Origin of the sequence: Bartonella sp. WD12.1 (assembly GCF_002022415.1) — a bacterium.
Lineage (GTDB): Bacteria > Pseudomonadota > Alphaproteobacteria > Rhizobiales > Rhizobiaceae > Bartonella.
The window spans coordinates 1,150,001-1,164,217 of the sequence record NZ_MUBG01000001.1; the positions used below are offsets into that span (position 1 = coordinate 1,150,001).

11 protein-coding genes (1 of these 11 running past the window's edge) are annotated in these 14,217 nt (G+C 36.9%); 5 read left to right on the top strand and 6 right to left on the bottom strand.

Going from position 1 to position 14,217, the window contains the following annotated elements; all coding sequences use genetic code 11:
* Both BWD121_RS05120 and BWD121_RS05125 read left to right on the top strand, forming a co-directional pair.
* Positions 1 to 472, top strand: partial view of an HlyD family secretion protein gene (locus BWD121_RS05120; RefSeq protein WP_078664077.1) — the end only. It extends 626 nt beyond the left edge of the window; 472 of the gene's 1,098 nt are visible here — the last part of the coding sequence; its start codon lies beyond the left edge, outside the window; the stop codon is at positions 470 to 472.
* A gap of 19 nt (positions 473 to 491) precedes the next feature.
* Positions 492 to 2,063 carry a DHA2 family efflux MFS transporter permease subunit gene (locus tag BWD121_RS05125; RefSeq protein WP_078663648.1) on the top strand — a complete coding sequence of 524 codons (1,572 nt, stop codon included), beginning with the start codon at positions 492 to 494 and terminating at the stop codon, positions 2,061 to 2,063.
* Between the two features lie 118 nt (positions 2,064 to 2,181).
* Here BWD121_RS05125 and BWD121_RS05130 read toward each other — a convergent pair whose 3' ends face one another.
* The 3 genes from BWD121_RS05130 to BWD121_RS05140 form a co-directional block, all read right to left on the bottom strand.
* Positions 2,182 to 3,315 (bottom strand): type III PLP-dependent enzyme, encoded by a 1,134-nt coding sequence (locus tag BWD121_RS05130; RefSeq protein ID WP_078663649.1) that lies wholly within the window; start codon positions 3,313 to 3,315, stop codon positions 2,182 to 2,184.
* A gap of 624 nt (positions 3,316 to 3,939) precedes the next feature.
* Positions 3,940 to 4,857 carry a rhodanese-related sulfurtransferase gene (locus BWD121_RS05135; RefSeq protein WP_078663650.1) on the bottom strand — a complete coding sequence of 306 codons (918 nt, stop codon included), beginning with the start codon at positions 4,855 to 4,857 and terminating at the stop codon, positions 3,940 to 3,942.
* A 241-nt stretch (positions 4,858 to 5,098) separates the two neighbouring features.
* Positions 5,099 to 5,929, bottom strand: coding sequence for a ferredoxin--NADP reductase (locus tag BWD121_RS05140; RefSeq protein WP_078663651.1), 831 nt, complete (start codon positions 5,927 to 5,929; stop codon positions 5,099 to 5,101).
* 712 nt (positions 5,930 to 6,641) lie between these two features.
* Here BWD121_RS05140 and alr point away from each other — a divergent pair.
* A complete protein-coding gene (gene alr, locus BWD121_RS05145; protein ID WP_078663652.1) occupies positions 6,642 to 7,763 on the top strand; it encodes an alanine racemase in 1,122 nt (373 codons plus the stop codon).
* Positions 7,764 to 8,200: 437 nt separating this feature from the next.
* Here alr and gcvP read toward each other — a convergent pair whose 3' ends face one another.
* The 3 genes from gcvP to gcvT are packed head-to-tail and all read right to left on the bottom strand — an operon-like array spanning position 8,201 to position 12,495.
* Positions 8,201 to 10,993 carry an aminomethyl-transferring glycine dehydrogenase gene (gene gcvP / locus BWD121_RS05150; RefSeq protein WP_078664078.1) on the bottom strand — a complete coding sequence of 931 codons (2,793 nt, stop codon included), beginning with the start codon at positions 10,991 to 10,993 and terminating at the stop codon, positions 8,201 to 8,203.
* Between the two features lie 5 nt (positions 10,994 to 10,998).
* Positions 10,999 to 11,367: a glycine cleavage system protein GcvH gene (gene gcvH, locus BWD121_RS05155; protein ID WP_078663653.1), complete on the bottom strand. Its 369-nt coding sequence runs from the start codon at positions 11,365 to 11,367 to the stop codon at positions 10,999 to 11,001.
* A gap of 6 nt (positions 11,368 to 11,373) precedes the next feature.
* Positions 11,374 to 12,495, bottom strand: coding sequence for a glycine cleavage system aminomethyltransferase GcvT (gene gcvT / locus BWD121_RS05160; RefSeq protein WP_078663654.1), 1,122 nt, complete (start codon positions 12,493 to 12,495; stop codon positions 11,374 to 11,376).
* A 746-nt stretch (positions 12,496 to 13,241) separates the two neighbouring features.
* Here gcvT and BWD121_RS05165 point away from each other — a divergent pair.
* Both BWD121_RS05165 and BWD121_RS05170 read left to right on the top strand, forming a co-directional pair.
* Positions 13,242 to 13,904: an LON peptidase substrate-binding domain-containing protein gene (locus BWD121_RS05165; RefSeq protein WP_078663655.1), complete on the top strand. Its 663-nt coding sequence runs from the start codon at positions 13,242 to 13,244 to the stop codon at positions 13,902 to 13,904.
* A gap of 13 nt (positions 13,905 to 13,917) precedes the next feature.
* Positions 13,918 to 14,109 carry a Trm112 family protein gene (locus BWD121_RS05170; protein WP_078663656.1) on the top strand — a complete coding sequence of 64 codons (192 nt, stop codon included), beginning with the start codon at positions 13,918 to 13,920 and terminating at the stop codon, positions 14,107 to 14,109.
* Positions 14,110 to 14,217 lie beyond the last annotated feature (108 nt).

The window sequence follows — 14,217 nt, forward strand, 5'->3', positions numbered from 1 at the left end:
AAGTCTTGAACTCATGCGCGATAAAGCAAAACGTGATCTTGATTCAACTATTTTGCGTGCTCCATTTAATGGAGTTATTGGAAATTTAACAGCAAAAACAGGTGATTTTGTTGTCAACGGTCAACGCCTTGCTGCTTTAGTACCTATCCATACATTATATATTGAAGCAAATTATAAAGAAACACAGTTGAAGAACATTTACAGTGGGCAAACTGCTTATATTTCTGTTGATGCTTTTAAAAATGAGGTTTTTAAAGGCAAAGTCCTTTCTATTTCACCTGCAACGGGAGCTATTTTTTCTCTATTACCACCACAAAATGCCACAGGTAATTTTACTAAAATTACCCAACGTATTCCAGTGCGCATTTCCATCCCCGACGATGCATTAAAAAGTGGGCGTATCCGAGCAGGCATGAGTGTTTTAGTAAAAATCGATACACGTACAAGGCCTCAAGGTAAAAATTCTTTATAACAAAATCAATGATCTCGTCATGAAAGAACCAACATCTACGCCTATTTCCTCTCAAGAGCGTATAGAAATGCGTAAAATCATAGCCTTCATCGCTATGACTTTTGGTATGTTCATGGCTATTTTAGATATTCAAATTGTTTCTTCATCTTTGGCTGAAATTCAAGCTGGTTTATCAGCCAGTCCTGATGAAATTTCATGGATTCAAACTTCCTATCTTATAGCAGAAGTTATTATGTTACCTCTTTCCGGCTTTTTAGGGCGTTTACTTTCAACACGTATTTTATTCAGTCTATCAACTGTCGGATTTACTATCTCATCTATTCTTTGTGCCACAGCAACATCCATTGAACAAATGATATTTTATCGAGTACTCCAAGGCTTTATTGGTGGTGGTATCATTCCCAGTGTTTTTGTTGCTTCTTATACAATTTTTCCTCCCTCTAAACTTCCAATTATTTCGCCTATTGTGGGACTAGTAGCAACATTAGCACCCACCATTGGCCCCACAGTAGGTGGTTATCTCAGTCATACCTTATCGTGGCATTGGCTTTTTCTTATTAATGTGCCTTTTGGAATCATCATCTCAATTATAGCTTGGAAATTAATTGACTTTGACAAAGCTGATTTGTCCTTATTCGCTAAATTTGACTGGTGGGGTCTTATCTCTATGGCAATCTTTTTAGGGTCTTTAGAATATGTTCTAGAAGAAGGTGCACGTCATGACTGGTTTAATGATAATTTGATTTTTAATTTTTTTATTATTATGCTCTTATCTGCTGGCGTATTTTTCTGGCGTGCTTTTACTGTAAAAGAACCAATTGTTGACCTTACTGCTTTTTCTGATCGCAATTTCTCGATCGCAGCAATGTTTTCTTTTACGCTTGGGATAGGTCTTTATGGCCTTACCTATCTTTATCCTGTCTATTTAAGTCAAATCCGTCACTATGATGCCCTTATGATTGGAAATGCAGTTTTTATTTCAGGTCTAGCTATGTTTTTGACCGCTCCTTTTGCGGGATTCCTTTCTGCACGAATGGACGCACGTCTTATGATTGCTATAGGACTTGCAAGCTTTGCATGGGGAACCTGGTTGGCTACCTCTATCACAGATGATTGGGACTTCTGGGAACTCTTTTGGCCGCAAATTTTTCGCGGTATTTCGGTTATGTTGTGTATGGTTCCTATTAATAATATTGCCTTTGGATCATTACCACCAGAACGAATGAAAAATGCCTCTGGTCTCTTCAATCTAACACGAAATCTTGGTGGTGCAGTGGGGCTTGCTATTATCAGCACTCTTATGACGCAACGTACTGACCTTCATTATGGACGAACAGCTGAAACTATTCAGCATGGAAATATTCAAGCAACAGAAATGCTTTCAAATCTCACCATGCAGTTTAGCTCTGCTACTTTTGACCCCCATGGTCTTTCTTTGCTCCAACTTTTTAATATGGTTCTCATACAAGCACAAACCATGGCTTTTAGTGATATCTTTTTTATAATGACTATTCTTTTTAGTATTTTAACCTTTTGCACCATCTTCCTCAAAAAGACATCATTATCTACTAATATTTCTCCAAACCACTGATTTACATTGTAAAGTGTAAGAAAAACTTTGTATTCTGATTACTAAATAGCACAATCTTATTCCTTCGCCATTTTAATGGTGTGCTTTATAAAGTAATATTATACATTTATAAAAAAGCTTAGATTACATAGGATCGTAAAGGCTCAAAACCATTAAATGCAACAGATGCATAAGTTGTGGTGTAAGCGCCAGTCCCGTGAATTAACAATTCATCACCAATGGTTAGAGATAAAGGAAGAAGATAGGGTGTTTTTTCATACATGACATCTGCTGAATCGCATGTTGGCCCCGCCAAAATACAAGGCTCCATTGCCTTATCATCATGAATTGTTTCAATCGGATAGCGAATAGCTTCATCCATAGTTTCAGCAAGGCCATTAAATTTCCCCACGTCAAGATAAACCCAGCGAATATTATCACTATCTGCCTTTTTGGATATCAACACAACCTCTGTACGAATAACACCAGCATTGCCCACTATTGCACGCCCTGGCTCAATAATCGTTTCAGGAATACGATTACCAAAATGTTTTTTTAATGAATCAAAAATCGCTATACCATAAACTTGAGTTGTAGGAACCTCTTTCAAATAACGTGCTGGAAAACCTCCCCCCATATTAACCAATTGCAACTGAATACCTTCTTTTTCTAAACGCTCAAAAATTAAAGCTACATCCGATAAAGCATGATCCCAAGCGTTTAAATGCGTCTGCTGAGATCCCACATGAAAAGACACACCATATGCTTGCAAGCCTAATTGGTGTGCCCGGCGCAGTACATCAACCGCCATATCGGGAACACAACCAAATTTGCGTGATAATGGCCACTCTGCCCCTTCACCATTGGTAAGAATTCGGCAAAAAACGCGAGCTCCTGGTGCAGCACGAGCAATCTTTTCCACTTCTTCAACACAATCAACCGCATAGAGCGAAATGCCAAGAGTATGAGCATAAGCAATATCACGTTCTTTTTTAATAGTATTGCCAAAAGAAATACGCTCAGCTGTTGCTCCTGCCTCTAAAGCCATTTTAATTTCTGCTACAGAAGCAGCATCAAAAGATGATCCTAAAGAAGTAAGCAAACTCAAAATTTCAGGTGCTGGATTTGCTTTAATCGCGTAGAAAATACGCGATTGAGGAAGAGCTTTTTCAAAATTTAAATAATTCTCACGGACAACATCAAGGTCAACAATCAAGCATGGACCTTTTGGATGATGTGTTGAAAGAAAATCGCGAATACGTTGCGTTGCCATTTGCAATTCTCCTTAAGGAAGGCAAAAGTCTCCCTTTAAACCAAAGGACAAAATACACACAAACCACCATTTTTATCCCTATTATTCAGATAATTAGGATAAATCAGCATTGTATGCAACGAAGGAACAGCGCGAAAACCGCATTGTTCTATTTTGTCTGCCTTTTTGATTGGAGTTGCACAAAAACTTCCGCACTGAAGGCAATGAGGTGTGCCTCTATAGTTATCCCAGCTTTTTAAATAGCTGGAAGACACCAGAAAGGCCCGCACCGTCGTTGCTTCAAGATGTCCTCATTCTTTCGATGGCCGTAAGAATGACTGGAGCGGTTAGTTCCAGGTACCGTACCGGTTAATCCCACCATTTGAGAACCAGCGGACACCCACAGGCACGTGCGACTTTGGGCAATGTTGCGTATAAGACTAATTTTTATTTATTTCAATCATTTTTTTTACTTTTAGATAAAAAATGATAGCCAAAAACACACTTTATTCAAAAACGTAAACCAGCTTATATTCCTATCTTCTATGCATGCAATAATAGGCTAACCAATAACCTTTATTCAAAATGCCCTTCTTTTAAAATAGAAGAAAAAACAAAAGCTTTGAATATTCAAAACAGCGATCATCATCGTTCTTGATAGGAATGTATTGCACGTGATTTTAATAACTGGAACTGTTTATGACGTTCTCGAAAACGCTGTCTATCAGCATCGCTGCGTGTATTATAACAAGCATCACACGACACACCCTCTTCATAATGAGGTGATAACTTGCTTTCAGCATTAAGAGGGTAACGACAAGCCCGGCATAATTCGCGCCCACACTCTTCAAGACCGTGACTCACAGAAACACGTTCATCAAAAACAAAGCATTCACCCCACCACAGGCTTTTTTCTTTCGGCATTGTTTCTAAATAGCGTAAAATACCACCTTTTAAGTGATAAACTTGATCATAACCAAGCCCACGCACATAAGCTGTTGATTTTTCACACCGTATACCACCTGTGCAAAACATGGCGATTTTCTTTTTCTTTTTCAAATCACCTTCATGCTTAGCTATCCATTCAGGAAATTCACGAAACGTTTTAATACGAGGATCAATTGCTCCTTGAAAACTACCCAATGCATATTCATAATCATTGCGTGTATCAATTAAAATCGTTTCTTCATCTTGTATCAGGGCATTCCAATCTTCAGGCTCTACATAAGTGCCAACAATTTCTAACGGATTAACACCCTCTACCCCCATTGTAACAATTTCTTTTTTTAATCGCACTTTCATACGATGAAAAGGCATCTTTGATGCCCATGAATATTTAAGTTCTGGCTCCTGCAAAGCAGGCTGTGCAGTAATAAAATTGACTAGTGCTTCAATTGCAGCACAAGAACCAGCAACTGTTCCATTAATACCCTCTTTTGCTAAAAGCAAAGTACCTTTGATGCCATTTGCCTGACATAAATCCCGCAAGGGTTTTTGTAATTGATGATAATGTTCCAAATCTGCAAAACAATAAAGAGCAGCAACTTTAAAATTCTTTTCCATATTCTTGCAATAACCCGCGTTTCACTCAATTTCAAGACTTATTCATATTACTTTTTATATATTTTACTTCTGTATATTATGCTTAAATTAAACTATACTTATCATATTATTGTATAGAAAAAATTATCTTGCATCCAAAATAGAATGCCTTTCACTTTTTATCCAAAAATAAACTCTGACATTGTTGTTCATATGATTTCAAGTGCTGTTTTCGTAACGCATAGCAAGATACAGCTTTTTTCTACCCTACAAAAGCACGTTCCACAACATATGTGGCCGGTGCATTATTTGCACCCTCAATAAGCCCGAAAGATTCACACATTGCTGCACAGTCCTTCAGCATTGCCATTGAACCACAAATCATTACACGGTCTTCATCAGAATTAATTTTGGGCAAGCCAGCCATTTCAAAAAAAACACCACTCTCCATTACATTAGTAATGCGCCCCATATATTTTGAAGGTTCACGAGTAGTCATAGGATAAAATTTTAACTGCTGTGCATACTCACCAATCAACGGATCTTGGTACAAAGATGCAACAAGATCTTTTGCATACGCTAACTCATTTTTCTCACGTGTTGTTTGAACAAGCACAACTTGAGAAAATTTTTCATAAGTTTCAGGATCACGAATAAGACTTGCAAAAGGAGCAACACCTGTACCTGTTGAAAGGAGATAAAGACGCTTTCCAGGAATAAGAGCATCAAGAACCAATGTTCCCGTAGATTTTTTACGCATTAAAACCGTATCACCAATTTTGATTTTTTGAAGATGTTCGGTCAATGGCCCTCCTGGAACTTTGATAGAAAAAAATTCTAACTGTTCATCCCAAAATGGACTAGCGATTGAATATGCACGATAAATTGGCTTTTCTGCATTCGGTAAACCAATCATAACAAATTCGCCTGAGCGAAAACGAAAAGTTTCTGGCCGGTTCAGACGAAATTTAAACAAATGATCTGTATAATGGCAAACCTCCTGAACGGTGAGCGCAAATACATTATCAGGAATCGGAAAGTTTGGTGCAACACTACTGATGTTTGATTGAACATTGGTGGTACATACACTCATAAAATTGTTCCTTATATCCTTATTGAATATTTAATTTTAAATTTTGTAAAATGGTATAATGGTTGCACAACTATCTACCAATATCTTTCTAAACATATAGTGTTAAAATAATACTTTTAGGACTTAAACCAATTAAATAAAAACATCTGAAACAGATATCTGTCACACCAGATAACTCTTATAATGAATCAGTTCAGTTATATTATATTGCTAGCGTTAACACACAACTAGTAACAAACATGATTTTGTTATTAAAATTTAATTTTAAAACTGACAGCTTTAAACCTTAAAACAAAAATTTCTACCTCTTCTTTCAAAAGCAATCTAAATATTCACCATAAGCAACACACATACCTCATAATACTTGAGAATGCTTGCTACTTTTTCTATAAGTTCATATAATTATAGGAAATATCCTTTGTTTCTAAAACATGCATTTAAGCAACAAATAACCTGCTTTTGTTAATTATGGTGTGAGTTACGTGATCCCACAGCACAGATCGGGAATAATATTTTCATTGAGTATATCAAAGCTAAACATTTTATTTCAAAAGACTGTTTCTATTATATACAATCCGGTATGACTTCAAAAATAAAAACAATAGTTGAATTCTCTGTACAAGTTTATACAAGCAACAACTCAAAAAACCTCGTGTTTATTACTGACACATTTATTACTGACACAGATTTATTATACAGATAAGATTTTACAATGAATAAATCCGTTGATTATGAAACAAAAATACCGCTTCCCTATACAGCTGTATTAACTATTGACATTGGTGCCATTGTTGCCAATTACACAGCTTTATCTCAACATGTTGCTCCTACAGAATGTTCAGCTGTCGTAAAAGCTAACGCTTATGGGATAGGTGCTGAAAAAGTTGCTCCTGCACTTTATCAAGCTGGTTGTCGTACTTTTTTTGTTGCTCAAATTAAAGAAGCACTTCAATTAAAAACTATTTTACCACCTGATGTTACTCTTGCCCTTCTTAATGGGCTTCCACCTACTGCAGAAGAATTTGTAGCTCAAGCTGGTATTGTTCCTGTTCTTAATTCTTGGCACGAAATTGAAAGTTGGCAAATACTTTGTCAAAAAAAGGGTAAAAAATTCCCAGCAATCGTTCAAATTGATACCAATATGAATCGGTTAGGTCTTGATCAAAAAGAATTACAACAACTTATCAAATGCCCTACCCTGTTTGAAATAGCAGATATAAAATATATTATAAGCCATCTTTCCAATGGAGATGATTTCGCACATTCATCTAATTATACACAATTAACCACCATAAAAACAATGCTTGCACAATTACCTACGTGTAAAGTTTCGCTTGCTAATTCTGGGGGAATTTTACTTGGTCCAGATTTTTATTTTGATCTCGTGCGTCCAGGCATTGCACTTTATGGAATTAATTTCCATAGAAAACACACAGTACCCATCAAACCTGTTTTAAAACTTGAAGCTCAAGTTATTCAAAGTCGCTCTGTTGAAGAAGGTGTGCCAATTGGCTATGGGGGAAGTTTTATTACCCGCCGGCCAAGTGTTCTTACAACTATTTCTATCGGCTATGCTGATGGATGGCTACGTAATCTTTCTAACAAAGGTTCTGTTTATTTCAAAGGATACAAACTTCCCATTGTTGGACGAATCTCTATGGATTCTATCATTGTTGATGCAACCGACCTTGAACACGATAAACCTAAAAGAGGTGACTGGGTAGAGCTTATCGGAGAACATCAAACAATTGAAGATGTTTCTATAGATGCAAATACCGTTCCTCACGAAATTCTTTCTTCTCTTGGTGCTCGCTGTAAACGTATTTATATTTAAGCTATCGAAAAACTACTAATAAAATCAATTTTTAAAATTAGCGTTTTAGAAAAGCAGTCTCATTGGTGTAACCCTCAACATAGCATCTTTAGGAAAGACAAGGATATATTCATTCTCTATCTCTACAAGAATCAAATTAAATTAATTCATAAGAAAGCTAATCAGATTTTTAGCGTCAAATATGTATTGAATGAACAGGGGGATTTAACTTGTATTTGAATTTTTCTTCTCTTCTTTTATTCAATAAAATTAGCAGTAAATTCTCAACTTAATCTGTGAGAATTTACAAACATTTGTATCTTAAAAAGAAAAAACAGCCAATTCATAAGTCAATGACATAAGCTGAAAACTAATTTTAACACACTAAAATTTGATAGCATTCGTTATTAATAAATAATTTTAAAAATCCACACAAAATGAGTGGATTTTTATGATATTTAATCCGTTAATGGTGGCGGGCAAGAACAGATTAATGCTCTATCGCCGGCAACATTATCAATACGTGACACAGGTGGCCAATATTTACTAGCTGGATCAACATGACGGTTAGGAAAAGCAGCTTCTTGTCGTGAATAAGTCCTTTTCCAATGATCATCCAAAGTATCTGCCAATGTATGCGGTGCATTTACTAATGGATTATCTTCTTTTGGCCAAACACCTTCACCGACTTTCTTAGCCTCCTCAGCGATGGATAATAAAGCATCACAAAGACGATCAATTTCTGCTTTTGGCTCTGATTCTGTTGGTTCAATCATCAAAGTTCCGTGAACTGGAAATGACATAGTTGGCGCGTGAAATCCATAGTCTATTAAACGTTTTGCAATGTCATCAACACTAACTCCATATTGTTCCTTCAATAAACGTGTATCAACAATACATTCATGAGCAACATGACCATACTTACCACGATAAAGAATAGAATAAGCCTTTGAAAGACGTGCAGCAATATAATTGGCATTTAGTATTGCTGTTTGTGTTGCATACTTCAAACCATCTGCTCCCATCATTCGAATATACATCCACGTAATAACAAGAATAGAAGCACTGCCATAAGGAGCCGCAGAAACTGCATGTGTTGTCTTATGCTGTTCATGACCAGGTAAAAATGGCCTTAAATGCTCTTTTACACCAATCGGCCCAACACCAGGACCACCACCACCATGAGGAATGGCAAATGTTTTATGAAGATTCATGTGGCAAACATCCGCTCCCATATCTGCTGGACGTGCAAGACCTACAAGCGCATTTAAATTGGCCCCATCAAAATAAACTTGCCCACCATTTTCATGGATAATAGCGCAAATGTCTTTAATGCTTTCCTCATAAACACCATGCGTTGAAGGATAAGTGATCATTAAAGCTGCCAAACAGTCTTTATGCAATTGTGCTTTGGCTTTAAGATCATTAATATCGACATCGCCATCATTTAAACATTGAACCACAACAACTTTCATACCGGCCATATGAGCTGAAGCTGGGTTGGTACCATGTGCAGATGCGGGAACAAGACAAACATTACGTTGATGATCACCACGAGATTGATGATATCGACGAATAGCCAAAAGCCCGGCATATTCGCCCTGAGCACCAGAATTTGGCTGAAAAGAAACTTGAGCAAACCCTGTAATTTCACACAACCATGTATTTAGCTGACTGATCATTTCTCGATAACCCTCTTCGTCTCCTTGAGGAGCAAAAGGATGTATATTAGCAACCACAGGCCAGCTCACAGGTATTAATTCAGCCGCTGCATTAAGCTTCATTGTACAAGAACCAAGTGGAATCATTGCTCGATCTAGTGCTAAGTCTTTATCTGATAAGCGGCGTAAAAAACGCATCATATCTGTTTCTGAATGAATCGCACTAAAAAATGGTTGTGAAAGAAAAGCAGCATCACGTTCTTTGCCCAAAAGCTTTGAATCAGATTTGTCTGCTAGTTGTGCCCCAAAAAGCTGCGCTAAAGCACAGGCATCTTCTTCTGTTGATAATTCATCAAAATTGATTGCAACCCTATCATTGTCAATAACACGAATAAGATACCCCTTCTCTTTTGCTCGAGTCGCAATTTCTTGAGCTTTCCCCTCAACAAAAATACTAACACAATCAAAAAAGTGTCGATTTTCACAACGTATACCTGCTGCCTCTAAACCACTAGCAAAACGACATGTTAAATGGTGAATCCTCTTAGCAATCGCCTGTAAACCTTGTGGTCCGTGCCAAACAGCATAAGCTACAGCCATATTAGCCAACAAAGCCTGTGCTGTACATATATTTGATGTAGCTTTATCACGTCGAATATGTTGTTCACGGGTTTGCAATGCCAAACGAAAACCGACACGTCCTTTCGTATCGACTGATTGACCAACAATACGCCCTGGAATCAAGCGCGTTAAAGCAGAACTCACAGCAAGATAGCCCGCATGAGGACCACCAAAACCCATTGGAACACCATAACGTTGCATAGAGCCAACAACAATATCTGCACCCCATTTTGCTGGCGACTCCATAATAGTGAGCGCCAAAGGATCAGCAACAACAATTACCAGCGCTCCTTTTTCTTTTGCTTCTTTAATGACTTCACTGTAATCATTAAAGCAACCTTTTGTATCCGGCCATGACAAAACAATAGCCGCTGTATCTGCACAAATTTCACTATGTGTATTTATTTGAATACCCTGCGTTTCAGCACGCGTTTGAATGACACTCAAAGTCTGAGGATGCAATAAACTTTGAATCAAAATTTTTGTCTTCTTTTCACGAGAAAAGCGAAAAGCTACTGCATTGGCTTCAGCTAAAGCTGTTGCTTCATCTAAAAGTGAAGCAGCAGCAACAGGTAAACCTGTCAATTCACTGATCAATGTTTGAAAATAAAATAATAATTCTAAACGGCCTTGGCTAATCTCTGCTTGATAAGGTGTATAAGCAGTATACCAAGCTGGATTTTCAAAAAGATTGCGTAAAATAACAGATGGCACACATGTTCCATAATAACCCTGGCCAATGAAATTTTTGCGCAAACGATTACGCTCCATCATTTTGGATAGCTCTTCTAAAGCCTGTTTTTCACTTGCCGCTTGCGGCAAATTAAGTGGACGTTCTAAATGAATAGACTGAGGTATAGCTTGAGAGATCAATGTTTCAATTGAATCAAGAGCTAAAACATCTAGCATTTCCTGTGTTTCACCAGGTCGAATCCCAATATGCCGAGAAAAAAAACGACGTTCTTGCATAGCACTCATCCAATCAACGCCTTATAAGCATTTTCGTCTAGCAATCCATCAAGTTGTGCTTCATCTTGTAGCGTCATTTTCCATAACCAGCCTTCTTCTTCGGCCTTTTGATTTACCAACGCAGGGTTATCTGCCAATGCCTCATTAATTTCGACAACTTCGCCATCGATAGGTGCATAAACATCTGAAGCTGCTTTAACCGATTCCACAACAGCAGCAGAATCTCCCTTGGACAATTGTGTGCCACTTTGTGGCAAATCAACAAAAACCAAATCACCTAACTGTTCTTGAGCATGATGAGTGATCCCAACAGTAGCTACTTTTCCTTTAATGCTGATCCATTCATGATCTTGTGTAAAATAAATCTTAGACATAGAATATTACCCTTTAAAATAACGTTGCTTAATAAAAGGGAGTAAATGAACAGACAGCGCAATCTTTTTACCACGCAATTCAGTAAATACTTCTGTTCCTTCAGCCTTCCAATCAACAGGGACATAGCCCATTGCTACTGGACCGTCAAAAGAAGGACCAAAACTCCCCGATGTTACTACTCCAATCTGGTTACCCTTATCATCTAGAAGAACCGCACCCGCGCGTACAGGTTGGCGCGTTTGTGGTTTTAGACCAACACGACAACGTGATGGCCCCTTTTCATATGCTTCAAGAAAAGCTTTAGCTCCATAAAACTCAGCTTTTTCACGAACATTTTTAGAAACAGCCCATGTCAATGCAGCTTCAATGGGGGTGATATCAGATGTAATATCATTGCCATGTAGACACAACCCCGCTTCCAACCGAAGACTATCACGCGCTGCAAGACCAATCCATTCAACACGACAATCACTGAGCAATTTTTCTGCTAGTTCGTGGGCTTGATCTTCTGGCAACGCAATTTCAAAACCGTCCTCCCCTGTATAGCCAGAACGTGTTACAAACCAATTTTCACATGGTTCAAATCCTTGCATAAATAACAGTTCATTACCAGGCAACCCCGCATCAGCTATAACAGATGCAGCTTGTGGCCCTTGAAGAGCAAGAAGTACTCTCTCAAGTGCGCTCACATGACAATCAAAGTTAGTAGCACGTTTTTTAAGTTCAGTAAGATCAGCTTGTGCATTACCTGCATTAACTACCAGTATAAAACGGTGATTCCCTAAACGGGTAAGAATAAGGTCATCGAGGATACCGGCCTGTTCATTAAGTAAATAGTTATACCGTGATTGGCGCTCTTTTAAAAGTGCAGCATCTACAGGAAGGGCGTAGGATAAAAATTCAGCTGATTGTGGACCTTCGACAACGATTAATTTCATATGAGAAATATCAAAAAGGCCAGCATGAGCACGGGTATGAAGATGTTCTTTTAAAACTCCTAGAGGATAAGTTAAAGGCATCATCCAACCAGCAAAAGGACCAAATTTTGCTCCTGCTTTTTCGTGTAATTCATGTAAGGGAAGATTTTTAAAAGAAGATGTTTCAGGTTTTTGCGATAGTGTATTCATAATTTCTCCAAAGTCGCACCATCACTACATAATATGGTAACTTCTATTCTTGTATGTCATAAGCCTTAAGGCATTTGCTAGAAATGCTTAAACTGTTGGCATGAACCCAGCCACTTTTTAAATCAGCTTTTTACGGCTTCTTATGGTTTTTAAAATTATAAACTATTTCCCCTTTAGTGGACAGGTGTGAAAATTTGCGTTTTGCTTCCTTACGTATAAAAATGAAAGTAGTGATAACGCTTTTTCTGACATATTGTTATTTATATTCTATCTTCTTCATACTGTCATTAGCAAATTGATTAGTATTCCCTAAATTTTAAGTTTTTTGATATACATAGGCTATTTAAAAGGAAATTATGTGGATTCTTGTTTAATAATTTTACTGAGTTAAAATATAGCACAACAAAGTACACGGATTATAAACAAAAAAGACAATTTAAAATTTTAAAGAAACATTATATTATTTAGTAATAATCCAATCATAGTGACAAGGCTTGATAATATCTAGTAGTGAGTATTTTTTGAGTAATTTGAATAAGTTGCAAAGCTCTATCTAAAAGTGTCTTATAGTGTTATTTCTATATTTTCTCTTGTAGATGAAAGGATACAAAGTTGCAGTCTTTGATAATAAAGTATTTTATAGAGATAAGTTAATTTACAAATATAGTCTTTCTTATAACCAAATGATATTATAAACTGTGGTTACTTTGGCATAAAACTATATCAGATAAAGGTCACAAATACCCATGAAAGCTGGCAATATCTATTATAATTGTGAAAATGATTTGCCAAAGCAGATTGCTCTTTTTCCCTTAGAAGGTGCATTGTTGTTACCTGGTGGTTTTTTGTCACTTAATATTTTTGAACCAAGTACTCTGGAAATGGTTGAAGACGTTATGGCATCCAATCGCCTAGTAGGGATGATTCAACCACTTTCATCGGATATAGATAGCTTATCTAAACAACTTTATAAAATAGGATGTATAGGTCGTATTACAAATTACAATGAAACAGGTAATGGGCGACTCTTCATTATACTCCAGGGAATTTGCCGTTTCACTTTGGAACAAGAATTGATAAACACGAAATCTTATAGGGTTGCTGTTATTCGATCAAATACAAAAGATCTGCAAGAATCTGATGTTTCAGAAGACATTAACCGAGAAAATTTATTAAGCACTGTTGAACATTATCTAACTATTCATGAAATGGAACATCATTGGAATAGTATTATGCAAACGCCTACGTCCGTATTAGTGAATACTCTCTCAATTCTTATACCTTTTGCACCTGCAGAAAAACAAGCTTTGTTGGAAGCGCCAGATATTGCAAGCCGTGCTCAAACTCTTCTTGCTTTAACTGAGCGTTCACTGATGAAAGAAAAAGGAACATATCATCGTTTAAATTAATGGATCTGAAAATATGAAAAAAATGATTACTGATCCCAAAATGCTTGAATTGCTTGTTTGTCCAATTACAGGAGGAACACTTTCTTTAAACCGAAAAACACAAGAGTTGATTTCACTTAAAGCAAAACTGGCTTATCCTATTCGTGATGGTGTTCCTATTATGCTTGCTTCAGAAGCTCGTTCTTTACAACCAAATGAAAAATAAATAACTTTTTTGTTAAGAAGTCATTTGTAGATCAATTTAATATCTGTATAGATTCTTCCTTAGCCAACTTTTATGTATTTTTTTACAAGAGAAATGTTTTAATTAAAG

Bases quoted from the DNA above. Each gene is read 5' to 3' on its own strand.
- gcvP (WP_078664078.1), bottom strand. From the start codon at position 10,993: ATGCAAGAACGTCGTTTTTTTTCTCGGCATATTGGGATTCGACCTGGT.
- alr (WP_078663652.1), top strand. From the start codon at position 6,642: ATGAATAAATCCGTTGATTATGAAACAAAAATACCGCTTCCCTATACA.
- BWD121_RS05125 (WP_078663648.1), top strand. From the start codon at position 492: ATGAAAGAACCAACATCTACGCCTATTTCCTCTCAAGAGCGTATAGAA.
- BWD121_RS05140 (WP_078663651.1), bottom strand. From the start codon at position 5,929: ATGAGTGTATGTACCACCAATGTTCAATCAAACATCAGTAGTGTTGCA.
- BWD121_RS05170 (WP_078663656.1), top strand. From the start codon at position 13,918: ATGAAAAAAATGATTACTGATCCCAAAATGCTTGAATTGCTTGTTTGT.
- BWD121_RS05130 (WP_078663649.1), bottom strand. From the start codon at position 3,315: ATGGCAACGCAACGTATTCGCGATTTTCTTTCAACACATCATCCAAAA.
- gcvH (WP_078663653.1), bottom strand. From the start codon at position 11,367: ATGTCTAAGATTTATTTTACACAAGATCATGAATGGATCAGCATTAAA.
- BWD121_RS05135 (WP_078663650.1), bottom strand. From the start codon at position 4,857: ATGGAAAAGAATTTTAAAGTTGCTGCTCTTTATTGTTTTGCAGATTTG.
- BWD121_RS05165 (WP_078663655.1), top strand. From the start codon at position 13,242: ATGAAAGCTGGCAATATCTATTATAATTGTGAAAATGATTTGCCAAAG.
- gcvT (WP_078663654.1), bottom strand. From the start codon at position 12,495: ATGAATACACTATCGCAAAAACCTGAAACATCTTCTTTTAAAAATCTT.